The sequence below is a fragment of the Microbulbifer maximicatervae (SeqCode) genome (assembly GCF_056232625.1).
This window is the reverse complement of sequence record NZ_CP174324.1, coordinates 923,040-946,328: the sequence shown is the minus strand read 5'-3', so window position 1 is coordinate 946,328 and position 23,289 is coordinate 923,040. Positions and strand designations below refer to the sequence as shown.

Sequence of the window (23,289 nt, the reverse complement as noted above, 5' to 3'; positions counted from 1 at the left end):
GAATTGACTGATAATTATCAAAAATTGGGACTGCGGGCAGGCAAACTCTGTAAGGTCTACCCTAAAAATAGACCCAAGAATTTTCTAAAAAGAGCCACCTCTTCAACAGGAGAACAACAGCGTGAAGTAAGAATAGAGAAAGGCGCTGACCCAAGGTGCTGCAACACCAGGGGCCAGCTAACCAAATTGATAAACACGATATCAAGATGGCTGTATGCATACTACGCTAGAAACCCGCTCGTCTTCAATAAAGTGGAGCACAATCAACAGTTTGGAGCGATTCTCCAAGCGCTGGGAGCCTAGCGCCCGCCTTTTCCTATTCTGCGCCCACCGCCCCCGCGCCCCACCCCACTCTTCCATCAAGTATCACTTACCAAGCTTTCCCAGCAAGGAATGCCCACCCACAGTTTGAGTATCGGTAGGAAGAAAACATGTTGATCCTAAAGCGTCGAACAGGCGAGAACCTAAGAATTGGGACGAATGTCTCGATCACAGTCTTGGAAGTAAAGGGAAATCAAGTAAAGATAGGCATCCGTGCCCCCAAATCTCTTCCCGTCCATCGGGAAGAGATCTATGTGCGCATAAAGAGGAACAAAAACTAGGCATTGAGGAAAAATTCTCCATGGAAGGAGCTCCTAGCTTTGATTACGTTATAGAAGCTAAACTTTAAATAATTCAAGCTTTGATTATCGCACTAAAGCCGCCACCTCAAGCCAGACATTGGCAAGGCCCAGCCAGAGCACTTATTGTTTTGATAGTTATGCTTGGCTTTACTAGGCATTTTCTAATTCTTCTAATAATCTTTTGGCTGATAGTACTTTGGGGCTATACACGAGACTTCTAGATTGTTTTATTGATCTTTCTAATTTTAAATCCAATGTAAGAAAATAGTCCGCATCATTTATCTCTGCGCACCACAAGAAGTATGCATCGGCAAGTTGATTATAATTAGCTTTCTTTCCTTGCAATGCACCCGCAAATTTCGCCAACTCTAAGAACCTAGGGTTCTTTAAGCAATGAAGAAAATTATGGAATTGCTTGTCGGTAGGACTTGGATTCAACCAATTTGGCGCACCCAAAAGTGTATTAAATTCAGGTGGTCGTTCCGCGTATTCAATATCACTACCATAAAAGTAATCTTGCCTAAATCGCCCTGCTCTACGTACCTCGGAGTAGATATTATCGAAATCTACGACAAGAGTAGCTTCTATGGCATTCAACTTATAGGCTAACTCCCTCAAACAATCAATTTGTTCCTTAAGATTTTTATTTTCTATCGGCTTCTTATCAAATATTTGGACAGGCCCCTCTCTTACTAATGATTCGCCTGGCTTAACTCCACCAAACTGTATATCCAACGTTCGATATGTCGTCGTAGAATGTTGAATCACGTTACTATCTAGGAATACCTTTATATTGTTCCACACTTAGTGTCCGCGTAAAAAACGCAGGCGCGATTATAGCAATTGAGATATTTATAATGATTGTCTTTAAGGTAATTCAAAAGAACCTCATCTCTCTATACAGCCCAGACTGAATGATTTTCCCTGCAAATCCCATGCTCTCGATATGCTTCTTATATACCCGATATAAGCTTTCACTCATTCTAGGATCAAATGTCATAGCCTTTACGTGTTCCAGTGGATCGAATTGATACTGGTGTATTTTGCTGTCTGGCCAGTTCTTCGGGTCAAGGTAAATTAAGCGAATCTCTTCTTCATGCTTGAAAGCAACACGTTTCATCAATAGAGATCTGGCTTGGTGATAGCTTCCAGTCATACTTTTACCATTATCCCGAACCTCTTTGGCCAAAGCGGTTAAATTACTTTTAGGGTGATAATCAACCTTACCTATATAGCATGATATTTTTGGATATTCAGGCGTACTTCGATATAGTGAGTTATATAAATTGCTTATAGTTGTTTGAATTTTAACCCCATCTTTTCCGGGCGAGTATATTCTCCACATGGCATCACTCTCAACATTTAGTGACCAACACTGTCCGTATGCCCTGTCTCTCAGCACTGAAACGTATTCTCCCCCATTATTTTGGGGAATGGGGGTATTGAATAAAAAATTTTCGAAGGGGTCATCCCATAGACTTGGTTTTACCAAAGCGTTTTTATTTGTCTCAAACATTTCAAGCAGTCGATCTACCGTTAATATACGGTAGATTTTTCTGTTTCTTTGTGCAGAGTCAATATTAATATAATTATTCATTTTCTTGATGCGGTTTTTTTCATTTTTCGCTAACAACGTATTCAGCGAATACCCACTGTAATACTTTGCTAGCACACACCCAAAAGATTGTTTTTTTGGATCACAAGCGATAATCCAAATACTCTGGGCCTTCACACCAAATATTGATATATCCATTTCTCAGATATGGCCCTGTTTCCGAAAGTATAAATACCATCTTTGGCTTTACATCGGCTATTTTTTTTAGTGTGTTGACATTAAAACGTTTGAAGCCAGATTCTTTAAGCTTATCCATTGATATATAAGTTGAAGGTCTTTTAGAAATATCCCCCGATCTGAGATTACTATCAAAAACAATGGAATAGCCATTTTCCTTTTCGTTAAACCAGGCTTTTCCATAATAAATCCTGTACTCATCATCAAGATCCGATAAATCCTGACCATATATTTCGACAAATAAATCACTAATTTCAACTAAGCCAACTTCAGGTAACTGTACCATGTGCGACTCTTTTGCTCTAAAGGAGTCTATTAACGATGACAATGTCTTTGAACGTTGGACTTTACGTTTACCTGATTCAGGATAATTACCCAGTTGAGATCTACCGACTGTTTCATCTGAAATTTGAATACCATCAATTGATTCAGGTCTTTTGGTACACGGCGGTTGCAGGTTCAAACGGATAGCATTTTCAAAATATTCATCACTGTCACTGTAAATATCTATAATCGCGCTTGATCTTCTTCTTTGAAAATCGATATCTTTTGCTAAATCACACTCAGAACTATGATTGCCAACAACCTTATAATAAGGCTCGCGCTTCCTTTTTTCCTTTGGGCGATCAAGATTCGCACAGGTAACTTGTGCGTCGCAGTTTTCACTTGGGCACTGGAAGTTGAACTTGGACTTTATACTTCCTTCAGCAAAATGTTTATCTGCTTTTTGGGCAGTAATATTTGATTTAATATCGTCCGAGAATGCCTTTTCTAACTTCACTCTATTTATCCTATCTTCTTAATAGTGCCAGGGTTGCCACTAGGAGCGCTTGCGTGCAAAGTGCGCCACGTAGGCTGTCTAGCCTAGCCACGGAGGGATTAGGCGAGTTTGTTTGATCTAGCTATAACTGGCGCGCACTGAACAGGATAACTTCTCTCTGCCAGATAGCCTCCTGTATACCAGCCAATAAATTGACAGGGCAAAATACCATACTTTCACCACCGATCAACTCTCTTATTGATCCTCACAATAGTGCAGTAGGCTTGTAGAGCTTGTTGATTTAAAGTGAAATCACTGGAGCCAAACTATAGTACCAGCTTACAGGAAACCTCTCTGATGGAATGCTCAGGTAGAGGTTTGATTGCAGCACCTCAATACAATTCTCGACACCCACTGAACTGAGAGGCTGGCAGGGCAACTGCAGCACAATGAAAAAATTAGTATTGGAACTATAAAAGTAATTTAAATTCAACACCTTGTAGTGAAATACGAACTCAGGAAGACTACCCCTCCTCCCTATTCCGCACCACCACAACCGTTTCCCATCTCAAAAGTGCAACTTACCTAGCTCCCCATCAAGGAATACCCATCCACGGTTTGAGTATTTTCAGGAAGTAAGTAGGTTCGCTAAATCGACGAGAGTCTTAGAATTGGAAAAGGCATCTCAACTACAGCCCTGGAAGTGAAAGGCAATCAAGGGCAGATAGACATCCAAACCCCAAAATCCCTCCCCGTCCATCGTGAAGAGATCTATATGCGCATTAAAAGAGAGCACAAATTAGGCAATTGAAGGCGTTGAGGATAGGCTCTCCAAGGAAGGAGGCTACCACCTGTGCAATCACTCCTGTGGTAGCTGACCTTTTGGACGGCAAAATGTACATCTGTGGTCATCGCTCTAATGCATTGCTCAGCTTCTACCTGAATGGGAAATTTCATGCGAACACAAGGTAGAACTCAAGGTAAAACTAGGGGCTATTCGTTTTATCTGCATCCACTTTCAGGGGTTGGTAGTAGACAACTTCAAACTCTTCTAGTCCTGGAATCATTTTTTTCGCAGTATTGACGTCCCTATCCCATCTATTAGCAAGTACTACATTCTCATTAATCAATGGCTTATCCAAAGCTACGATTTCTCCTAGGTAGTTTAGCTTTCCTCCCTCCAGCTCTATCTTCATCATAATTGGGGTTTCTTCATTGCTATCTGGGAGCGAAACAAACATCCCGCCTCCCGCGACCATTGAGTTATAACCGCGTCCACTACGACCCGATAAGTAATAGATTCCTTCAGGAACTTCCAATATATGCATAAAGCCATAGTAGCCTTTATCTAAATCACCCGTGGGCCTATATAGGCGAACTTTTTCGGCTTGAAGGAAAGCCACCTTTTCTAGCTGATTATTATCATCAAGGCGGAGTAAATCATAGCTCACAAAAACACCCCCTATTCCTTTGTCCTTTCTTCCATGAGTTAACACTACGAGGGCGATATCGTCTGATATTTCCCCAGCTTCATTTAAATTCGGTTTATAGGTGGGGGCAGCGCAGCCTACCAACATAAAGAAAAATAGGCTTGCGACATACAAATAAACTTTATTACTCATATAGATTCTCTCTTTTTATTGGTATAGATTTATCAATTTAGAAGTACGTATTTTTAATCTACAACCTGATATTTATCCACAAGAATCACTTATTAAAACCTGCCATCACAAAATACTTGCCTGCGGCATACGTGGCAGTTGGGAATCCCTATTATCCCTCAAAATTAGGGTCAACAATTCTGCCCCCCACCTAATAGAGTGGCGAGAAGGACAGCAGTAGCCATATGAGAGAATTTCTATTGAAACTAACAAGACGATGTAAGTTCAACAAGTTAATTCGGTTCGCTAGCTCCGGGGGACTAGCCCCCTATTCTGCTCCGCCACAAACCTTCTCAATCCGAAAAGCGTCACTTACCAAACTCGTCCATTAAGGAATACCACCCACGGCCTGGGAATCATCGTGAAGCAAATAGGTTAACCACAAAGCATTGAAACAGCCAAACCCAAGAATTGGAACAAGTGTCCCAATCAGAGTGCTGGTAGTAGAAGGCAATCGAGTAAAGATAGATACATACACTCCCAACCCTCTCTCAATCCTAGTAAGAGGATCTATATGTGCATCAAAATTGTACAAAATACAGGCTGCGGAAGGCGTTGGTTCAGATTATTCGAGAAGCGGCCCCAGGTAATTCCGAGGCTTCACATCAATACAAGGTGAGATCTTATTAGACAGCTCCTGAATATCACCATAATGTCGCTATGGAGATCTCAGGTATCATTTGTTGGGATATCTAGAACCATCACAGAATTTCTAAGACCTCCAAAGTAAACTTTCCGTTATTAAGATCTACTTTGAAAAAACTACACCCTCTCTTCACTCACCTGAGAAAGGGTGTAAAAAACTACTATAGCTTGGTTGCGTGTTGTGGAGATACAGCAAGATCGCTATAAAATTTCTTTAGCTGCTTACCTTCTTCATCCTCATCAATGACAATATAAGTCAATGTGTTTTCAAAATAGAAGCTATTCTCAGACATCGGAATAATTTCAAACTTTGGCCCATCATTTCTATGATAATAAACTTTTTCATTTTCCATAGACAAGGTTCGGACGGTGCTTTCATCCACCTTGTAATCTCCCAAGAAGCTCTTAACTTTTCTTTCATTTAATTTGAATGGCTCAAACTTGGGAACGTGTATATCAAGCACTTCAGCTGCCAAAAGCTTACTAATTAAGTTTGGATTAGTGCCGCTGAAATTACTTAAAACAGCAATATATAGATCTTCTGATGGAATATAAAATGCATCGGTAGCAAAACCAGGAATACCGCCACTGTGTGCAATAACAACATGTTGATTAATCTTTCCGATGCCTAATCCATAACCATAATTTGATACTGAGCCATCGCTTAATTTAAACGGCTCAGTCATTTTTTGATAGCTAGCATTTGATACAAGCGCACCATTACGAAGTGCTGTAAACCACACATTCAGATCTTCCACAGTAGACAAAAGAGCTCCTGCGGCATGAGGCCACATCATGTCAATATACATGGCATTAACTACACCACTGGGCGACATATCATAGCCATTAGCTCTATTATGAATAATCTTAGATCCACCATAGTGACTAGATTTCATACCGATTTTCTTAAAAATATTTTCATTGATAAAATCAGCATATGAGTGCCCACTAGCAACTTCGATGATTTTCCCCAGAAGAACGTAGCCCGTATTCGAATAACGCATTTGCTCGCCTGGTTTAAACTTCATTGGGTGCTTGGAAAACCGAATCAGCATATCATCTATGGTGGTCGGCACCTGTATTTCTTTAGCAAAAATCTCCTCATCTTCAGTATAATTTGCAATACCAGAAGTATGGGTCAATAGGTGCTCAATAGTTACATCGTTACCTTCGGTTGGAAAATCCGATACATATTTGTGAATATTATCCTTTAATGAAAGTTTATTTTGCTCTTGCAGTATCATTATTGCTGCTGCAGTAAACTGCTTAGTTAAAGAGCCCAAGCGAAAAATACTGTCAGTTGTTAAAGGTATATTGTGTTCTAAGTTTGCAAGGCCACGAGCCCCCTTGAAAACCACTCGTCCATCTTTACTAACAATAACGGCCACACCAGGCTCATCTATATCAATATTTTCTGCCAAAATAGTTTCATAATTTTTTGTTCAACTTCCAACATATCTGCAAATGATACATTTAAACTAAAAGCTGACAGAACTACACCGAATATTAACTTTTTCATGTTACCTCTTATTTTTATCGATTTTATGGAGAATAGTCGCACAAGAGCGTCTCTCAACTATTGAATATATCACTAATTAAGACCTCTGTTTAAAGACTCACATGCTTTCATTTTAAAGATTTGATAATTATTAGTTGACTTATCCAACATTATCAACTTTACAGGTGTGGCTTCTGAAGGACAAAAAGGAGTAGCCGAAGGGTATTTCTATCCCTAGACTAAAAATTGATACTAGAGTCTTACTTATCGTGATAATTCTGAATACTCACCAAATGGAGAAGCGAATAAGACTTTAGTACTCATAGAAGTAAACTGTCATCAATACCTTAAAAACGGAGCAAAATCGACAATTTTTTCAGCATCTTAAGTTATGCCTCCCACCCATAACCCCTTGTCATCTATCGAGGAGACATCTACGTGCGTATCAATCATGAACAAAAAGTAGGACTAGAGAGCCCTGCTGTAGTATCTATTTGATAGATGGAACATAACTGTAAGAGTTTCTATCTCTTGGGCAAAGTATGGGCTACCTCTTTCATTGCTTTAAAGGTTGAACCATGCAGAAAACTATTACGATTATTGGCGCCACAGGCCATTTAGGTCGTCAGGTAGCACGAAAACTGGATCATAAAGGTGTAAAGGTAACTGCGATCGTGAGGGACGTAATTAGTGCTCGCACTATCCTCCCAGAGAGTATCCAGCTTATCGAGGCAGATGTCTCGGATAAAGAGAACCTTGTGTCTGCACTAGTTGGTACCAAAACACTTTATATCACCCTGAATACCACGTCACTCGACCCGACTTTACCCTTTCATAGTGAGCGTGAAGGTGTGATTAATATCGTGGAGGCTGCAAAGATCAATGGTGTGCAACACATCATGCAGATTGCTGGTATTGATTATCTCCACCCAGAGTTTGCGGGCAAGGGGCTTGAGTACAAGACCAATGTAATCCGTAAACCGGGCATAGAGGCCATTAGCAATTCGGGCATTAATTTCACTTTCTTCTTCTGTTCATTCTTCCTGGATTCTTTCCCCACATTCATCGAGAACGACCAATTTTCTATCATCGGCGATCATGTCCACCCTATCTACTACACCAATACAACAGATCTGGCAGAGATGATCGGTAATGCTATCGGGAATGAGATGGCCTACAACCAGAGTTTTTCAGTTCAGGGTACTGAGGGGATGTCTTTACCAGAGGCGGCCAGAACGTTTGTAGAGGCATATTCTCCGGGAACAGAAATTGCCGTTCACCCTATCGCGGCCATTGCAGAAATGGGACTGCCCGAGGAGCAGGCAGTATTTATGGAACATATGCTGACTTACGTAGAACAGCTAAAGGAGCAACCAGTGAGTCAAAAAACTTGGCAGGTGTTAGGTAAGCCAGATACAACTATCACAGATTTTGCCCGAGATCTGTCAAACGCTTCATAGCGACTGATCCTTGTTCAGTATTGCGTCCTCTGTGCTCAGCCGCTTCATCAAGTCAGTGGCTGCAGGACCCAGTGGACGCTTACTGGACCAGATAATATCTACGCCGTGTGACAGCTCTTTCTCCTGCTCAAATACCAGAGGGAGCTGTATCAGTTTTTTCGCCGCTATCCCCTTCGCAACCACGTGTAGTGGCAATACTGCCCAGCCCAAATTGGCGTCGACAAGGTCAAGTGCATCATCGACACGTGACACACTCCACACGTCGGGAGACACCAGCCAGCGAGTTTGGCTGGATATCTCAAACTCCTGCAATAAGATTTGTCGGTATTGTTTCAGGTCTTCCCAGGTTACTTCAGTAAGTTGTGCTATCGGGTGCTCAGCACAGGCGACGCCAGTGAGCATCAGATGGCCCAGGGCTCTGAAATCGTACCCAGTGGGCACATCTTCTTGCTGCGTAATAATCCCGAGTTGGGCCACATCCCGTTCGACCCAGGTCTGTACATCCTGAACACTTCCCGCTCTGAGCGTAATTTGAACATTTGGATATTTGGTCTGAAACTCTTGAAAGAGTCCACCCAGGTTTTTAATCCGCACATGCTGGGCAATAGCTAACGTCAACCGGGCCTCGACATCCAGAGACAACCCCTGTGCGATCGCCATCAAACGCTCGCGTTGCTCGATAAGATTCCGTGCGCGTTCCAGCAGTGACTCACCAGCGTCCGTCAATCGCGGGTATCGTTGACTTCGATCAAATAGATTGACTCCCAAGTCAACCTCCAGGTTCGATACCAGTGAGCTGATTACCGACTGCGCCTTTCCACATTTACGTGCAGCCGCTGAGAACGAGCCAGCCTGCTCGGTTGCTACAAATGCTTCCAGTTGCTCAATAGAAACTGCCACGCGCCCAACCTATCTGTTTAAGGTATAGTATCTAACTTATCCCACCTAAAATAACTATATATCATTCAGGCATATTTTCTCAACCAGAGTGAGTATGGCTGATGACTAAATCATTGAAGAATCGTTTATTCCATGCGGTTTCCTACGAGTTTTTTCTGCTGCTGACAGGTGGCTTACTGGTGGTGCCAGTGTTTGATCTGGAGGTACACCAATCGCTAGTACTTGCTGCTGGACTATCACTGTTTGCACTGGTCTGGAATATGGTTTTCAATCACGCCTTTGACTGGTACTTATTGAATATACGTAAAAACCCTGAGAAGACATTTATCGTTAGAGCCATGCATGCGTTATTGTTTGAAGGGGGTATGTTGGTACTGACGTTGCCAGTAATCGCCTGGAGCTTTAATCTGACTATCCTAGAAGCATTTATGCTTGAGATAGTCATGGTGATTTACATCGTGATATATACCTATGTATTCAACTATTGGTTTGATAGGCTCCATAGCTCGTTTCAAGTTACTGCACACAAACGCTGAAGATCTGCTAAGCAGTCTGTTTTAGGTCAAATGTTGGTACCAATTAAGATACACTACGTCGGAGTCACCCGACGAAAGCCAGACGCATGCCTTTGCTATGTGTTTTGCTCAATACAAATACACTTTAAATTTGTTAGCAGTTCTTTGTATTGATCGGATTTGGTAGATAAATATTGCAATTTAAGGTGCCTTTTAACTTCCCAATTACCAATGACAGAGTCAATTTTTGTACCGGATGCCGATGGTTCAGCATCGAAACCAAACTCAAATCCACAGCTAAATATTTGAAAATAACCAATACCATCCTCTAAGCAAGCAGGAGCCCCCAACTCAAGGCTACTACATACAGGATAATGCCAACATCCATTAACTCTTTAACAAATTTTCTGGCTATATGCTTATTAATGGTTTTGAAGATGCCAGGGGAAGCACATCAAGTAAGATACGTGCCTACTAAAACTAAGCATATCGATTGGATGTGACCTCTTTTTAAGTGAAGTGGTTCAGGATTGATCTGACAGTTAACAGAAATTCTGGACACTAACCTAATGTAGCAGGCACAGGACTGATACTTATTCAAACAAATTGATTTAGGACTTGTGATAATTTTAAGTTGAATGGTAAGGCTTCCGAAAAATCTAATAGCCAAAGAAAGTATTTAGCCCATATAATGAAATCTGGCCGTTTGATCAAAATTCGGGGGTAAAACAGAAGTATTCTCCACTCTGTATTCCATCTCTGCGAAATTATATTGGTTCCCCTATTGAACGTAAAAAGGAAATAATCATTGGACGTTAATTTACGTGAAATAACAAAAGATAACTGGGTCGATATGATTGATCTTGATATTACAAAAGAACAGGAAAGGTTCGCGGCTCTCCCATCAGAGGCTATTGCCGCATCTAAGTTTTATGATCATTATATCAATCGAGGTATTTATCTTGGGAATAAACCAATTGGATTCATCCAATACTACCCAAATCACAACAACGGAAAGCCAAACGAGATCTTTATAGATCAATTATTGATCGATATTAACTTGCAAGGTCAAGGCTATGGTTCTGCTGCAGTGGAACTTGTTTTAGCAGAAATAAAGAAACTTAAAGGCTTTAACTCTATATCCATCTGTTACGTTGAAGGACATGATATCATGAAACCCTTTTTCGAGCGTTTTGGATTTAAAATCGTAGATCAGGATGAATTCGATGAGACGATTATGGAGCTGCATTATGCTTAAGGACAAGCATTCGGTACTAATATCACAAAGATGTATAACACACGTTTAGCAAGTTAAAATTGTCCAGCGAATTTATAACCCGTTAAAACATAGTGGCAGGCCTAATCGGGTCAGCTACTTATGTCTATTTACGAGTAGAAATGGCTAAAAATCTTTTGCAGAAGACTTTACACTTTAAATCTTAGTAGTTTTAAGATCATGAATTTATCAAAAAAATGTATCATTGCTGATGGCACAGTAATCATTATTAGGAATTCATATTTACAAATATTTACTTGTTTAGCGGGTTTAAGCCTGCTAATTTTATATATAGCTAGCCTCACTATAGATTTCGGTCCTGAGTGGGTTGTTCTTTGCGTATCTCCCATATTGTTTTCCGCCTTAGTTGGTCTAAAGGGGCTTCTTTTTCCTATGCAGACCAAAATAGACTTTAATAGACAGGTTGTATTCATGAGAGGTCTAATTCCATGGAGGTGGAAACCCATTTGCAGATTAAAATGGGGGATAAAAGACCTGTATATTTCCAGCTATATTATGAAAACCAGGCAAATACCAGCCGCAAAATTCAATACGCTCTGCCTAAAAGCAGGATTACGCGAATATGTTTTATTTGAAAGTATGGATGATTCGGCTATGAGACTGAAAGACTATATTCATGAGAAATCCTACAGTAAGAGAAAGCGTAAATGAATTTATATGGAATAACTTATCTAACCACTGATTAATCTCTGGAACACAGCAGCTCTAAGGAACCCCGGCATAAGGGAATTGCACTTCTTACTTGAAACCAAGGGGCATAAACTGTACGAGTTCTATGCCCCCAAGGCAATGTAATTTATAAATGTTGATAGCAACTGGATTCTATCACTAACAGTTTTTGGGTTTTATCGACTGGAGTTCCGCCCATACAGGGTGAGAGGAATTTTGTGGAGAAACAATAAAGTACCAACGAAGCTCATCAGTTTTTTCACAGTTAACTTGATTGCCTTTAAAGTAAAGGGTCTGCTCTTTATTGGTTACAAATGGCTCAATCCACTTTATCTGACCAGTATACTTGCTATCATCCCATTCAATTGTAATAGCCGGCTCATATTCTTTGCCTTGAGTGACGGCCTTGTACAACCCCCTATAGTAGGAGGCTATAAAATCCTGGATTTCGACCTTCCCAAAAACTTGGTTTTTCTCTGGCTTGTGAGTCCATGAAAAAGCATAACTAAAGAAATCCTCTTTTTCTTGTTTATACATACCAGGCAGAAACACAAGCTCTTCAACACCATTCAAGGTGATATCTGAAGCAAATTCGATCGGGAAAGGAATCACTTCAGTCTTTGAACTCTTTGGGAATTCAGAATAAGTACTAAGTCCTTCAGCAAAAAGCAAAGGTGAAAATAGGAGAGTAATACAAGCAACCAATCGAATTAGAACGCCATCAAGCTTTAGATAATTATCCATTTAATCTTACTTTCCTTTAATTCCATACAGAAGCAAAAACACGCAACCAGTTTTTACCAATTATTTTTTCTACCACTCGATCAGGAATTCCCTTTTGGCTTAGCCTATAGGCAATAAGCTCCATCCGCCGCTCAGAGTTCAGCTCAGGAATAAACGGTGGACGACTTGGCGTTTCTCCGGGCGCAGAAATTCCAGCCGCAATACGACGCTCAACTTCCTTACGGATACTTTCTCGATACTCAGGGCCATCATTGACCGGCACTACGCCTTGGTCACTACCTATGGCAATATGATCTTCACCACATACTTTATAGGCATGCAGTATATGTTCTATCACCACATCGGCCTTTATTTCATGCTCCCCACCCTCCAAAAATGGCATTAAATAGATTCCAACCAAGCCACCGGTGTCTGCAGCAGCTTTTAATTCGGTATCGTCATTATTCCTAGGGTGGTCATAAATTGCGTTGCAGCCAGTATGAGAGATCACAATCGGTCTTTTTGATTGACTGATTGCACTAGACACTGTCTTCTTTCCAGAATGCGAGAGGTCGATCAAAACCTTCTCCGCCTCCATAATCTCTATGGCTTTCTTACCAAGAGGAGTTATCCCTGTATCCTCCTTAACGAGACCGCCGCTACCAAGGATAGAGGGCCCATTGTAGGATACCTGCATTATCTTGACGCCCATTTTGGCGAATTCTGAAATACCTGAAAGTGACTCATCAAGCATTTCAGTTGATTGGAATCCCATTATGATACCGAGCTTACTCTCCTGCTTCGCTTTCAGGATATCTGGTGCAGAATTGATTAAGCTTAAGTAGTTTGAGTTCTGTTCGATGATAGATTTGGTTTTTTCAACCTTCCTTAAAGTCTCTGTATAGTCATCACCTGGATAGGGGACTGTCATATTCAAGGCACTAATCCCCGAGTTCTTGAATATTCCCAGGACTTCTTCAGAGACTGGCTCCCTGAGTGAGAATGCTCCGCTGAGGCCATCAATTACAATCGATGAACCGTATTGATTCCAGGTTGATTTTCCTGCATCAACTCCAGAAAAGGCATTTAATATACCCGAGTTAATGGCCAAGTATGAACCAACACTACCTGATACTAGAGATTTAATCAGTGCTCTTCTATTTATATCGTTCATAAGTCCCCCACTCCAGAATTAATCAGCGCTTCGTGAAGCTATACACTCCACCTCAGCTTTTGCATCAAGTGCCAGGCCGCTCGCTGCAAAAGCACTCCTCGCAGGTTTCTTTCCGTTGAAGTACTGGAGGTAGACTTCGTTCGCCGCTGGCCAATCATCAATATCAGCGAGCATCAAAGTACACTTAACCACATCGTCAAAATCCAGGTTTTTGCTTTCTAGAACTTGGCCAATATTCTTCATTGTTTGATGCATCTGAGCTTCCAGACTTTCACCTGCCAAGGTTAATGTTGAAGGGTAATTACCGATCTGCCCAGATAACCAAATGGTTCCATTCACTTCACGTGAAGAGGAGAAAGGCAACTGTGGATCGTCGCCAATAAAAATAAAACGACCGTTCTTAACCACATGAGCTATCGATTGGCTATTTTCGATATTCTTTTCGGGACTTGCTGAAAGTACAACAATATTTGCTTTCTTTCCCTCTTCAATACTACCGACAGAACCTTCTATCCCTATCACTTTCGCAGCATTTATAGTTGCAGCTTGAATTGCCTCAAGAGGTGTCATACCAATTTCATCTACGAGCAGCTTAAGCTCATGATGAATCATCGGTGTAGTGTCATTTTCAAGGTCACTAAATGCATCCGTGCCAGCAGCAATAGTGATGCCGTTTTGATAGGCAAATTGTGTCATTTGTGTACTGAGCTGATCAAGTTGCCTGTACTTTTCGTTTAAGGTATTCCTTCTTTCAAATACTGTAAGCGTCGCATCTAAAATTGTACCGTTCTCTTTCATTGCATCAAAAAGGTCTAAATAGCTATCTTTTTGCAGCATTTTTTCCCAGGTTAAATCATCGAACTCAGCAGTTTTTCTGCGCCACGCCTTGAAGTTATCAACTAGCTGAGCAGACATATCTGAGGCATGTGAAATAGTCTCAACACCAGCATTGACAACATCCAAAGGTTTGGAGGGCCCTATATATGCATGCGACCAGACTTTTAAACCATGTTTCTTGGCTGCACTTGCGAGTAATGGCACCGTCTCGGCCTCAACATCAGCATATATCTTGATGCCTGTTGCACCAGCGCCTATGGCCTGGAGCATTATTGAATCCATATCTGAATTTTGATCTACCGCTCTCATCCATGTTGTGTGGCCTGGAGTACGCCCTTTAGCTGAGGCAATGGTTCTCGGGTCCGAGAAGAAGGATTCTCCACCAATAATGACTGAAAAGTAGATGTCTGGCGAAGCGATGGAGTCGATCTCTGCTTGACGTTTTAAGTAGGCCAACGCTCGTGCATCACCGCCCATATCTCTCACAGATGTGACACCACCACGAAGCAGGTATCGAAGTCGCTCAGTAGTGATAGACAAATTATCCCAGCTATCCGGATCTGTCGCATGGTGGACATGCGCATCTATCAGGCCAGGGATTACAAACTTCCCTTTTAAATCGACAACACTGGCCCCCCTTACCTTGGAGAGATTTTTCGTTGAAGAAATTCTCTTGATCTTATCTCCTTCGATAAGAATCGACTGGTTTTCATCAACTTTAAGCGCATTAACGTCCACTATATTGGCGTTAATAAGCAAAACTTGCTCTAGCTTTCCATCCTCTGCTGATACAACGCCGCTGGTAGCAATGTGTAGAACCGCCAGAATAAAAATTTGTTTTATTTTCATGTACTTATCTAATGTGAGACCGTGGGACTTTTAATCTACTAGCAAAATTTTGCGTCATTTAGGATGCACTTTAAATGTAGATTTGGTTTATAGTGTATAAACTATTTGTTTATTATGTTTGTCTGTATACTCCAGCTAATGCCCACCGTAAGAAGAGAAGCGGATTAGCCATCAGGGGAGTCAATGAACAAGTTACACGCCCTTGAGGCATACTGTTTAGTGTGCGAAAAGCAAAACTTTGCAGCTACTGCTCGCGAGCTCGGCATTTCAGCAGCAATGGTCGGTAAGTACATTAAGCAGTTAGAAGAGGAGCTGGGCTGCCTATTGGTAATGCGCAATACACGCAAAGTATCCATAACCGAAGCTGGCGAAAATTACTATAAACAGGTTTCACCAATACTAAAAAAACTCCACTCCGTCGACCAGGCGATGTCAGAATACAATCAAGAGCCTAGAGGCAGACTATCGATATCGACCAGTATAGAGCTAGGCAGTCAATATTTTTCAGGATTGATTGCCAATTACCGTAATCTATATCCTCAAGTATTCTTGGATTTTCATCTCAGCAATGACCCACTCGATTTACTCGATAATAAAATCGATCTCGTTTTTAGAATCGCACCAGAATTGCCAGACTCTAGCTATATCGTCCAATCTATCGCAAAAACTAAGCTAGCACTCTGGGCAAGTGACTCTTACATAGAGAAGAATGGGCTCCCTGAAAGCATAGAGTCATTAAAGAAGCATCAATTACTCTTCTTTAACCACAGTATTCGAGGGGATCATTGGCTATTTCAAGACAAAAAAGAAACAAAAAAAATCAAACTTCCCTGGGCCTGGCAATCTAACAATGGGAGGCTATTGAATGAGGCAGCTGCTGAGGGACAAGGAATAATCCAAGCCCCTTATTACTCTGTCAAATCTTATGTCGACTCTGGCCAGCTCACTGAGATTCTACCTAGATTCACAATAAAGCCACTAACTATTTTTGCGCTCTACCCTCATCGCTGCGAACTTTCCCTGAAGGTTAAAACCTTTATAGATGTGGCTAAGAGCTATTTTGAGCAAAATCATTCCGAGCAGTTCTGATTCAATGGATGTATTCAAACGTACTTTCTCAAATCTAGGCCCTGGTATCATTTGGGCTGCAAGCAGTATTGGCGTATCTCATATCGTGCAGTCTACTCGCGCAGGTGCAGATTACGCTTTCGCTTTGATTGGTTTTATTTTCCTGGCTCATTTAGTCAAATACCCTTTTTTCAAAATCGGACCAGAGTACGCTGCTATCACCGGCGAGAGTTTGTTAGAAGGCTATAAAAAACACAGTCGACTTGGTTTTTATAGTTATATGGCTCTCACATTTCTAACAATGTTCTTTGTTCAAGCTGCGGTTACGATTGTCACAGCTGCTTTAGCTCTCAATTTATTTGGCGATATCTTAAATGTTTCAGAGTGGTCTGCCATCATTTTGGTCATTACATGTGCAATATTGATTGCTGGCCAATTTAAATGGCTGAATGAAAGCTTAAAGTGGATGGTCCTCATTCTGGCTATTGCCAGCTTGATCACTCTCATTGCCGCAATAAGTCAATATGGGCTTCTTCCCTCTAAATCCTATTTAACAGCCGATATGGCACCAGCTGTGAGTATCGCATTTGTTGTCGCCTTAGTCGGATGGATGCCAACTTCAATTGAAGTTTCTGTTTGGCACTCTATTTGGTCGGAGCGAAGGATAAAGGAGAGACCGGATAGAGGGCTTGCCAAGAAATCCCTCGTATTTGACTTTAAGGTTGGTTATTTCACCAGCTTGATTCTAGCTATTGTATTTGTATGGCTAGGCGCATTAGTAATGTTTGGGAAAGATATTGAACTATCTCAATCTGCAGGCATATTTGCTGGTCAGCTAATCAATATTTATACCGAATCTCTAGGTGACTGGAGCCATTTAACAATCAGTATTATCTGCTTTATCGCGCTTTTCTCAACTACCTTTGCAGTCTCCGATGGGTTTCCTCAAGTTTGGCGAAGTGCCTTGAGGTCATCGAGTAGTATTAAGATTCCCGAAAATAGAGTCTACGTATCCACTCTTATTATACTAAGCCTCATAAGCTGGTTTATTATTTCCCTATTTGCCAACCAGCTAAAGAACTTAATCGACTTTGTAACTACTCTATCTTTCGTTTGTGCTCCAATCTTTGCTTTACTCAACATTCTTGTTATGAACGGGAAATGGGTACCAAGAGAACATCACTTAAAGGGATGGTACTTAGTTTACACTTATGCCTGCCTGTGCCTAATGATAGGTTTTAGCTTTTACTTTATTTATTGGCGCTTCTTGAGTAACTAACTATTCCTGTGCAACATCAGCCAGCTTGAAAAGTCTATAGATAATAAGCTCAGGGATGAGCGCAACATATAAGGCCATCTAAAGCTTAGACATCAGTCACTCGTCAACTTAAGCTTTTCTAGCACTTTACTGATAAGAGTACTCCCTTTGAATTGAAAAATTCACAAAATGACACCGTGGAGGGGCCTGGTCACTTGTTAAATTCCATTTTGTCCATGCTCGCTATACTTCTCAAGCCAGCCATCCTCAGAATAGAGTTCACCACTCAAACCATCTGACTGATTGGCTGCAATTTGGCCATTTACTGCTATGCTAATACCTTCTTTCTCTTCTTCGATAGCAAATAGGAAACCATGAATTCCAGAATTTACACATTCTGTAAGTAGCTTTCTTATTACTATTTTTTGTTCTTCAGTGAACTCACTAAGCTTTGATATTAGCTCCTTTAACTCTGGAGATTTGAGATTTCCTGCCTCTAAGTCAAGATATCGATTTAATGATCTATCCCATAACTCTTGAGAGATAATCTTTCCAAATTTTTCTAAATTATTCATAAATCTCTTAAAGACATTCCACTCTCTTCTAAACAGCACTCAGAACCTGTAGAGGCAATCTCAGTCGAGAACGTAGCTTTTTTGGCCGACAAAGATTTAAGCAAGTCGGCAACACAAGCTATCGATAACTCGCTATTAATAAAATCAAGCAGGCAATAAAAATAGGGAAGAATAGCAAACCAAAAATTGCCGAACGCCTGAAATTTTCTATCCTTTGCTCATCCATTGCTTCAATTTCTTCGCTGCTGAAATCAGTACCGCAAATATGGCAATCAAATCTACGCTCCTCGTGTGCAGCTCGACAGTGAGGGCAACTCGCAGTCCGTTTTTCATACAGCCATTGGACTTGATCCAGTAAATGAAACATAAGCTGAATCCCAGTATTGAAACACTATAAGTGATAGCAGTTTGTTCAATAGCACAATCTAAATATCACACTTTCCCATAACTTAAAAGTTAGTCAGCCCGATGACTCCCAGAAGTTAGCAAATAGAGGGATTCCCAAGTCTCTTGCAGCTTGGCATTTGCTTTTTCCTATTCTGCGACCCCGTACCCCATTCCTCCATCAAACTTAATTTATCAGTCTTTCCCAATCAGGAATACTCACCTACGCTCAAATTTCACAAAGAGCACTACTGGCGCACGTCTAAAAGTTTGAGAGCATGCCTCAGTCAAGACAATAGAGATGAAAAGAAGTCACGTTAGGCTTGGCATCCCCAAACCCCTCCGCGTCCAAAGAAAAGAGATCTATGCCCATATCAGAATCGACCAAATATTAGACAATGGGACATTAAAGGCAAGTTCCCCAAGAGAGGAGGCCCTAGCCAAACCCTCTCTGGTGAAATTAAACTTTGCTTGGTAACAAGATACGATTACTGTACAAAAACTGCACAGCCTTGTCGGTCATGCATTAGTGCTTACTCAGACATTACTTTTGTATAAACCTGGAGCATCGACTGAACTAGGTTTGATGTTAATTCCTTTGATTAACAGCCATAGGCCAAATGTGATTTCAAAAAACGCACCTGGAAGCATGAAGTGTTTCAATATTTGGGGCGGCTCGAGTAACAAAATATTTGAAAACCCATAAACCACCATCGATATATACGTGAAAGCCCCCCAAAGAACTAACCACCTAGGCACGTAATTTGAAACGTAAAATAAGTACATGAAAATAGTAGCGCCTATGCCCATTATAATTAAAAGAACATCCCACATCGAACCACTCATATTCACAAATATACTCGCTAACGCATGTAGCTGCTCTTCTTGAAATACATTCGAATATTCCTGGTTTCTTAAAACTACTATAACCGTCAATGTAATAATTGTTGCTACAAAGCCAAGAAGCCCTTCTCCAAACCTAAAAAGCAATGCCAAAAAAGCAACATTTTTGTTAATTGTTTTTGTAACCAAGTACTGCGCCCAAGATGCCCAAATAACGGCGATAAACATAACTATATCTATAATCTGAGCGAACCTGAACCTCACCTCTGTCTCAGCAAAAGCCGCAAAATCATATATTCCTTTCTTGACAAGTAATGAATTGAGCACCCCTAAAACGATATAAATTAAGTATGCGGCACCTAAGTACTTCGCATATAAGCTAAGTGATGATTGTGTATTATCCATCAGTAATTATCCTTTGGCTCTCGCATACGACGAAAGTCCTAATCTTTATTTCAGGTGCGAAGCAGGCGCCACCTGAATATAGTTGTTAGAGTTCTTGCTGCAGTGTGCCAATACTGCTTAAAAATGACGTTAGCTGAGTTGCGGAATCCTTTAATGACTCGGCTACGGCAGCGATCTCTGCCTTCTTTATGGTTTCATTGAAATTAGTATCACCGAGTTCTTTGCGGGCAGAGAACTCGTTACTTGACACAACCGTAAATGGCACTATACCTGACCGAACATCAAGTAAGACTACTTCCACTGAACAGTATGCCTTTGTTTCATTCGGATCAATAAACTTATACTTCTCAAAAGTACGGCAACTTGAACGGTAGGCTAATAGTAAATCAGCTTGGTAGCGTGCAGCAGCTTCTCGAAGATAAGGCACTGTACGTTGCTCTGGAACGAGCATGCTTGGTAAGAATGAAGCATCGTAAACCCTTTCAGACTCTCTCAACTGCCCTACAAAGTCCCTAGCAATAGTTTCGTTTAGTTGCGTAAAATCATTAGAGTAATGGCGCCAGTAGCTATCATTGGACAACTTAAGTATTGCAATTCTATTTTGTGCAGGAAGCTTTAACTCATAGTTGAGGATGCGGTCTATGTCTATATCCCCTAACGATTCACCAGTGGAGCCAAATAGAGGCTCATTATTCGCTTCATTACCCCCAGCCTTATAGTAATCGCTTGGTCGATGAGATGTAGCTACTGTAGCGCAACCTGTAACAAGTATCGCAATTATAACTATCAAGTACTTTGTCATTTTTAATCCTTAGGTGGCAATTATTAACTCTTGGCGGTTAATTCAAGTGAAGCATCTATATATCACGCTTCTCTAGAATTCCAAAGCTAGCCAGTCTGATGAAGTAAAATCTAGAGGAACTAAGATTGCTCTTTAACTAGCACAAACGTTCAGCACTCAATGTAAATTGAGACATTCATAATTCGGAAATTGCCCTAATTTATATTTAATGACGATGCTCCACGTCTTATGGAAAGATCTATTCTATCCAAGAAACAACAGAAGCTGCGCTTAAATTCTGATGGGAAAACCACCTAAGTGACGTCTTTTAGCAGTTCAAATAGGTACTCCCTCTCTATTCCGTCACCAAGAATCACTTACTAAGTCACACATTAAGGATAGCTAATAACATGTTCCTATTCATAAAGTTTCACGGGTAATTTCTTTATAACGCAGTTAATGATAACGGCTTACTGTATACGTACTGTACGTGGGGGTTGGAGACATGGCAATTTATAGCTAAGCCCTATTAGTATCTGCGATTACTTCTTCTCTAATATTTTCAGCGCTACCTATAAAAATAATTTAACTTCCATCAACAACAAACTATATTTTAGAAATATCTTTTTAAGTAAAGCTGCCTTGTTATGGAGCGGCATCCAACAACGCGCAGAATAGTTATCAGATAAAATTTCCAAAGAGAATAAAGCTAGTATATATTTAATGCATTATTAATTTTACATCAATAAGGCTTTATGGCTGACGTAAGCAGCAATAAATTTTAAGGATTACTCATGGGATTTACCACGCTTGAGGAATATATTTAAAGCATGCTTTGACTCAAATAGCAGATCACACCACTCTTGAGAGGACTGTTTCGAATCTGACTGAACTCTCTCCCAGAATTTATTTACAACTAATAAATATTCAATTTCTTCTCTCACAAATACCTCTTTATCAAATTGAGTTATTGAATTAGCATCAAACCAATCATCCCAGAATTCAAGGTTACCGACTGCAACATCAAATCTAAATTCATCTGAGAAAAGTTCTAGAACCTCTATGATCCTATTCCTGACTCTTTTCTCTATACAATTCTTCTCTTCAGGTTTCATATTTTAGATATCTTATTCTCGCCTTATGCATAACGTCGCGCTAGACGACAGAAGCTAAGCCGACTTGAACTCCTTTTTATATTTTTGTACTCATTAAGTATTCTGGGTGACCAGTATGCTCATCTCTTTGTTCTTTTACTACTTTAAATTCTTGAGACAAGTAAAACTGATAGCTAGAAACGTTCTCTTTGTAAACAGAAAGTATCAGCCTATCTCTTTTTGACTTTGCATGGTTAAGGAGTTGTTTGCCTACTCCTCTTCCCTGTAGAGAGGGAGAAACAAATATAGCTGCAAGCGTATCGCCACTAAGTGAGTAAAAGCCTACTGCTTTACTTTCCATCTCATAAACATATGTCTCCGATGTAGGAATGTAAACATCTCTCATATCACTTAACTGTGCCTCCCAGAAATCTGAAGGTATGAAATCATGAGCTTGAATAGAAGCTTGCAACCAAATATCCAATATAGTAGGCAGATCGTTACGGTTATATAACCTAATCATTTTGATAAATTCTCAGCAAATTCGATAATATTGCTTTTATTTCAACAACAATCTCAGTAAGGATAGTCGCATGAGTGAGTTTTCTATTTAACAACGCTCTTTAAATAGCCCTGCCATCTAGTGATTTATAAAAATGCATAAAAGCCCCTGAGGGGCACTTCGCAAAATTGATGAGTTTGTATTTTGATGAAATTTCACCACTTTCGAACAGTCGCTTTCCTTCTCCAACAACTACTGGAAACGTCCAAAGCCTAAGCTCATCTACCAAGTTATGCTTTAGAAGTGACTGCACCAACTGCCAACTTCCATGAACTTGTAGTAAAGGCCCATTCATTTTCTTAATTTTGGTTATCTCGACGACCGCATCTGCCCCCTTTAGCTTGAATGAATTATTCCATGTGAGATCATCACTACCTGATGTTACGACATACTTTTTTGCTTGATTAAGTTTGTCTGCAGCTGGATTTCCAGGTTTGGCATTTGAAAAACTTGTGGCAAATAAATTGTACGTATTACGTCCTAATAGCAGATCATAAGGTTCCGCCATGGCCTCCCTTCCGACTTGCTCCATGACTTCATCCCAATAATCCTTGGCCCAGCCTCCATGACTAAAGCCACCTGAAAAATCTTCCTCAGGCAAACTCGGTGCTTGCATTACTCCGTCAAGTGTTTGAAATACTAATATGGCTAAGTTTCTCATTGGTTGATTCTCGCGAAAGAGCCGAATAATTTGTGCCGAGTAACGCCAAGCTCAGCTATATAGACGCGATTACGCCGGAAGCGAGTATAGCGCTGGATTATAAAGACCACTTACAACTTGAAAAAGAAACACGGCAAACATTTACCATACATGAGTTCAATAGCGATATGAACCTCAAGTACAAGTAGTAACGCATTGATAGCATACCTTATACAGCATAATGAAAAAATATCTATTGGATGGCAACATGGATTA

General features: G+C 40.6%; 23 protein-coding genes. 7 read left to right on the top strand and 16 right to left on the bottom strand.

Annotation, left to right across the window (positions count from 1 at the left end; translation table 11 throughout):
- The first annotated feature begins 431 nt into the window (after positions 1-431).
- Positions 432-602, top strand: a complete 171-nt coding sequence (gene csrA, locus ACJJI6_RS04170; RefSeq protein WP_475712568.1) for a carbon storage regulator CsrA — start codon at positions 432-434, stop codon at positions 600-602.
- 171 nt (positions 603-773) lie between these two features.
- Here csrA and ACJJI6_RS04165 read toward each other — a convergent pair whose 3' ends face one another.
- From ACJJI6_RS04165 to ACJJI6_RS04155, 3 genes are all read right to left on the bottom strand, one after another.
- Entirely contained in the window at positions 774-1,391 is a 618-nt protein-coding gene (locus tag ACJJI6_RS04165; RefSeq protein ID WP_475712567.1) for a hypothetical protein, read from the bottom strand.
- Between the two features lie 109 nt (positions 1,392-1,500).
- The gene (locus tag ACJJI6_RS04160; RefSeq protein WP_475712566.1) at positions 1,501-2,376 is read right to left on the bottom strand and encodes a DUF2971 domain-containing protein; all 876 of its coding nucleotides are present in this window, start codon (positions 2,374-2,376) and stop codon (positions 1,501-1,503) included.
- Positions 2,321-3,196 carry a hypothetical protein gene (locus tag ACJJI6_RS04155; RefSeq protein WP_475712565.1) on the bottom strand — a complete coding sequence of 292 codons (876 nt, stop codon included), beginning with the start codon at positions 3,194-3,196 and terminating at the stop codon, positions 2,321-2,323. Before ACJJI6_RS04155 ends, ACJJI6_RS04160 begins: the two co-directional genes overlap by 56 nt.
- Positions 3,197-3,827: 631 nt before the next feature.
- Here ACJJI6_RS04155 and ACJJI6_RS04150 point away from each other — a divergent pair.
- Positions 3,828-3,986 carry a carbon storage regulator gene (locus ACJJI6_RS04150; protein ID WP_475713437.1) on the top strand — a complete coding sequence of 53 codons (159 nt, stop codon included), beginning with the start codon at positions 3,828-3,830 and terminating at the stop codon, positions 3,984-3,986.
- 175 nt (positions 3,987-4,161) lie between these two features.
- Here the strand turns inward: ACJJI6_RS04150 and ACJJI6_RS04145 are convergent, their stop codons facing one another.
- Both ACJJI6_RS04145 and ACJJI6_RS04140 read right to left on the bottom strand, forming a co-directional pair.
- Complete coding sequence (locus ACJJI6_RS04145; RefSeq protein WP_475712564.1) at positions 4,162-4,797, bottom strand: hypothetical protein; 636 nt, start codon at positions 4,795-4,797, stop codon at positions 4,162-4,164.
- A gap of 845 nt (positions 4,798-5,642) precedes the next feature.
- Entirely contained in the window at positions 5,643-6,902 is a 1,260-nt protein-coding gene (locus tag ACJJI6_RS04140; RefSeq protein ID WP_475712563.1) for a serine hydrolase domain-containing protein, read from the bottom strand.
- Positions 6,903-7,557: 655 nt separating this feature from the next.
- On the opposite strand from ACJJI6_RS04140, the gene ACJJI6_RS04135 reads away from it, so the two are divergent.
- On the top strand, positions 7,558-8,439 hold the full coding sequence (locus tag ACJJI6_RS04135; RefSeq protein WP_445359750.1) for an SDR family oxidoreductase: 882 nt from the start codon (positions 7,558-7,560) through the stop codon (positions 8,437-8,439).
- Here the strand turns inward: ACJJI6_RS04135 and ACJJI6_RS04130 are convergent.
- Positions 8,434-9,339, bottom strand: coding sequence for a LysR family transcriptional regulator (locus tag ACJJI6_RS04130; protein WP_445359751.1), 906 nt, complete (start codon positions 9,337-9,339; stop codon positions 8,434-8,436). The genes ACJJI6_RS04135 and ACJJI6_RS04130 overlap by 6 nt on opposite strands.
- Positions 9,340-9,440: 101 nt before the next feature.
- On the opposite strand from ACJJI6_RS04130, the gene ACJJI6_RS04125 reads away from it, so the two are divergent.
- The gene (locus tag ACJJI6_RS04125) at positions 9,441-9,875 is read left to right on the top strand and encodes a PACE efflux transporter (protein WP_475712562.1); all 435 of its coding nucleotides are present in this window, start codon (positions 9,441-9,443) and stop codon (positions 9,873-9,875) included.
- Between the two features lie 787 nt (positions 9,876-10,662).
- Complete coding sequence (locus tag ACJJI6_RS04120; protein ID WP_475712561.1) at positions 10,663-11,112, top strand: GNAT family N-acetyltransferase; 450 nt, start codon at positions 10,663-10,665, stop codon at positions 11,110-11,112.
- 867 nt (positions 11,113-11,979) lie between these two features.
- Here the strand turns inward: ACJJI6_RS04120 and ACJJI6_RS04115 are convergent.
- The 3 genes from ACJJI6_RS04115 to ACJJI6_RS04105 are packed head-to-tail and all read right to left on the bottom strand — an operon-like array spanning position 11,980 to position 15,403.
- A complete protein-coding gene (locus ACJJI6_RS04115) occupies positions 11,980-12,564 on the bottom strand; it encodes a hypothetical protein (RefSeq protein WP_475712560.1) in 585 nt (194 codons plus the stop codon).
- A gap of 16 nt (positions 12,565-12,580) precedes the next feature.
- The gene (locus tag ACJJI6_RS04110) at positions 12,581-13,717 is read right to left on the bottom strand and encodes a dipeptidase (protein WP_475712559.1); all 1,137 of its coding nucleotides are present in this window, start codon (positions 13,715-13,717) and stop codon (positions 12,581-12,583) included.
- 18 nt (positions 13,718-13,735) lie between these two features.
- The gene (locus tag ACJJI6_RS04105; protein ID WP_475712558.1) at positions 13,736-15,403 is read right to left on the bottom strand and encodes an amidohydrolase family protein; all 1,668 of its coding nucleotides are present in this window, start codon (positions 15,401-15,403) and stop codon (positions 13,736-13,738) included.
- A 183-nt stretch (positions 15,404-15,586) separates the two neighbouring features.
- On the opposite strand from ACJJI6_RS04105, the gene ACJJI6_RS04100 reads away from it, so the two are divergent.
- Together ACJJI6_RS04100 and ACJJI6_RS04095 are read left to right on the top strand one after the other, a co-directional pair.
- Complete coding sequence (locus ACJJI6_RS04100) at positions 15,587-16,492, top strand: LysR family transcriptional regulator (protein ID WP_444957496.1); 906 nt, start codon at positions 15,587-15,589, stop codon at positions 16,490-16,492.
- On the top strand, positions 16,464-17,750 hold the full coding sequence (locus tag ACJJI6_RS04095) for an NRAMP family divalent metal transporter (RefSeq protein ID WP_475712557.1): 1,287 nt from the start codon (positions 16,464-16,466) through the stop codon (positions 17,748-17,750). The genes ACJJI6_RS04100 and ACJJI6_RS04095 overlap by 29 nt, the downstream gene beginning before the upstream one ends.
- Positions 17,751-17,947: 197 nt before the next feature.
- Here the strand turns inward: ACJJI6_RS04095 and ACJJI6_RS04090 are convergent, their stop codons facing one another.
- The 7 genes from ACJJI6_RS04090 to ACJJI6_RS04060 form a co-directional block, all read right to left on the bottom strand.
- Positions 17,948-18,304, bottom strand: coding sequence for a hypothetical protein (locus ACJJI6_RS04090; protein WP_444905459.1), 357 nt, complete (start codon positions 18,302-18,304; stop codon positions 17,948-17,950).
- Positions 18,305-18,422: 118 nt separating this feature from the next.
- A complete protein-coding gene (locus tag ACJJI6_RS04085; RefSeq protein ID WP_445359758.1) occupies positions 18,423-18,671 on the bottom strand; it encodes a hypothetical protein in 249 nt (82 codons plus the stop codon).
- Between the two features lie 554 nt (positions 18,672-19,225).
- Positions 19,226-19,936, bottom strand: coding sequence for a DUF4386 domain-containing protein (locus ACJJI6_RS04080; RefSeq protein ID WP_475712556.1), 711 nt, complete (start codon positions 19,934-19,936; stop codon positions 19,226-19,228).
- An 85-nt stretch (positions 19,937-20,021) separates the two neighbouring features.
- Positions 20,022-20,738 (bottom strand): hypothetical protein, encoded by a 717-nt coding sequence (locus tag ACJJI6_RS04075; protein WP_475712555.1) that lies wholly within the window; start codon positions 20,736-20,738, stop codon positions 20,022-20,024.
- A 767-nt stretch (positions 20,739-21,505) separates the two neighbouring features.
- The gene (locus ACJJI6_RS04070; RefSeq protein WP_475712554.1) at positions 21,506-21,832 is read right to left on the bottom strand and encodes a hypothetical protein; all 327 of its coding nucleotides are present in this window, start codon (positions 21,830-21,832) and stop codon (positions 21,506-21,508) included.
- Positions 21,833-21,908: 76 nt separating this feature from the next.
- A complete protein-coding gene (locus ACJJI6_RS04065; protein WP_444933029.1) occupies positions 21,909-22,334 on the bottom strand; it encodes an N-acetyltransferase in 426 nt (141 codons plus the stop codon).
- 100 nt (positions 22,335-22,434) lie between these two features.
- Complete coding sequence (locus tag ACJJI6_RS04060) at positions 22,435-23,034, bottom strand: dihydrofolate reductase family protein (protein ID WP_444912895.1); 600 nt, start codon at positions 23,032-23,034, stop codon at positions 22,435-22,437.
- Between the last annotated feature and the right edge of the window lie 255 nt (positions 23,035-23,289).

Bases quoted from the DNA above. Each gene is read 5' to 3' on its own strand.
- csrA (WP_475712568.1), top strand. From the start codon at position 432: ATGTTGATCCTAAAGCGTCGAACAGGCGAGAACCTAAGAATTGGGACG.
- ACJJI6_RS04160 (WP_475712566.1), bottom strand. From the start codon at position 2,376: ATGGATATATCAATATTTGGTGTGAAGGCCCAGAGTATTTGGATTATC.
- ACJJI6_RS04145 (WP_475712564.1), bottom strand. From the start codon at position 4,797: ATGAGTAATAAAGTTTATTTGTATGTCGCAAGCCTATTTTTCTTTATG.
- ACJJI6_RS04135 (WP_445359750.1), top strand. From the start codon at position 7,558: ATGCAGAAAACTATTACGATTATTGGCGCCACAGGCCATTTAGGTCGT.
- ACJJI6_RS04125 (WP_475712562.1), top strand. From the start codon at position 9,441: ATGACTAAATCATTGAAGAATCGTTTATTCCATGCGGTTTCCTACGAG.
- ACJJI6_RS04115 (WP_475712560.1), bottom strand. From the start codon at position 12,564: ATGGATAATTATCTAAAGCTTGATGGCGTTCTAATTCGATTGGTTGCT.
- ACJJI6_RS04110 (WP_475712559.1), bottom strand. From the start codon at position 13,717: ATGAACGATATAAATAGAAGAGCACTGATTAAATCTCTAGTATCAGGT.
- ACJJI6_RS04105 (WP_475712558.1), bottom strand. From the start codon at position 15,403: ATGAAAATAAAACAAATTTTTATTCTGGCGGTTCTACACATTGCTACC.
- ACJJI6_RS04100 (WP_444957496.1), top strand. From the start codon at position 15,587: ATGAACAAGTTACACGCCCTTGAGGCATACTGTTTAGTGTGCGAAAAG.
- ACJJI6_RS04090 (WP_444905459.1), bottom strand. From the start codon at position 18,304: ATGAATAATTTAGAAAAATTTGGAAAGATTATCTCTCAAGAGTTATGG.
- ACJJI6_RS04085 (WP_445359758.1), bottom strand. From the start codon at position 18,671: ATGTTTCATTTACTGGATCAAGTCCAATGGCTGTATGAAAAACGGACT.
- ACJJI6_RS04080 (WP_475712556.1), bottom strand. From the start codon at position 19,936: ATGGATAATACACAATCATCACTTAGCTTATATGCGAAGTACTTAGGT.
- ACJJI6_RS04075 (WP_475712555.1), bottom strand. From the start codon at position 20,738: ATGACAAAGTACTTGATAGTTATAATTGCGATACTTGTTACAGGTTGC.
- ACJJI6_RS04070 (WP_475712554.1), bottom strand. From the start codon at position 21,832: ATGAAACCTGAAGAGAAGAATTGTATAGAGAAAAGAGTCAGGAATAGG.
- ACJJI6_RS04065 (WP_444933029.1), bottom strand. From the start codon at position 22,334: ATGATTAGGTTATATAACCGTAACGATCTGCCTACTATATTGGATATT.
- ACJJI6_RS04060 (WP_444912895.1), bottom strand. From the start codon at position 23,034: ATGAGAAACTTAGCCATATTAGTATTTCAAACACTTGACGGAGTAATG.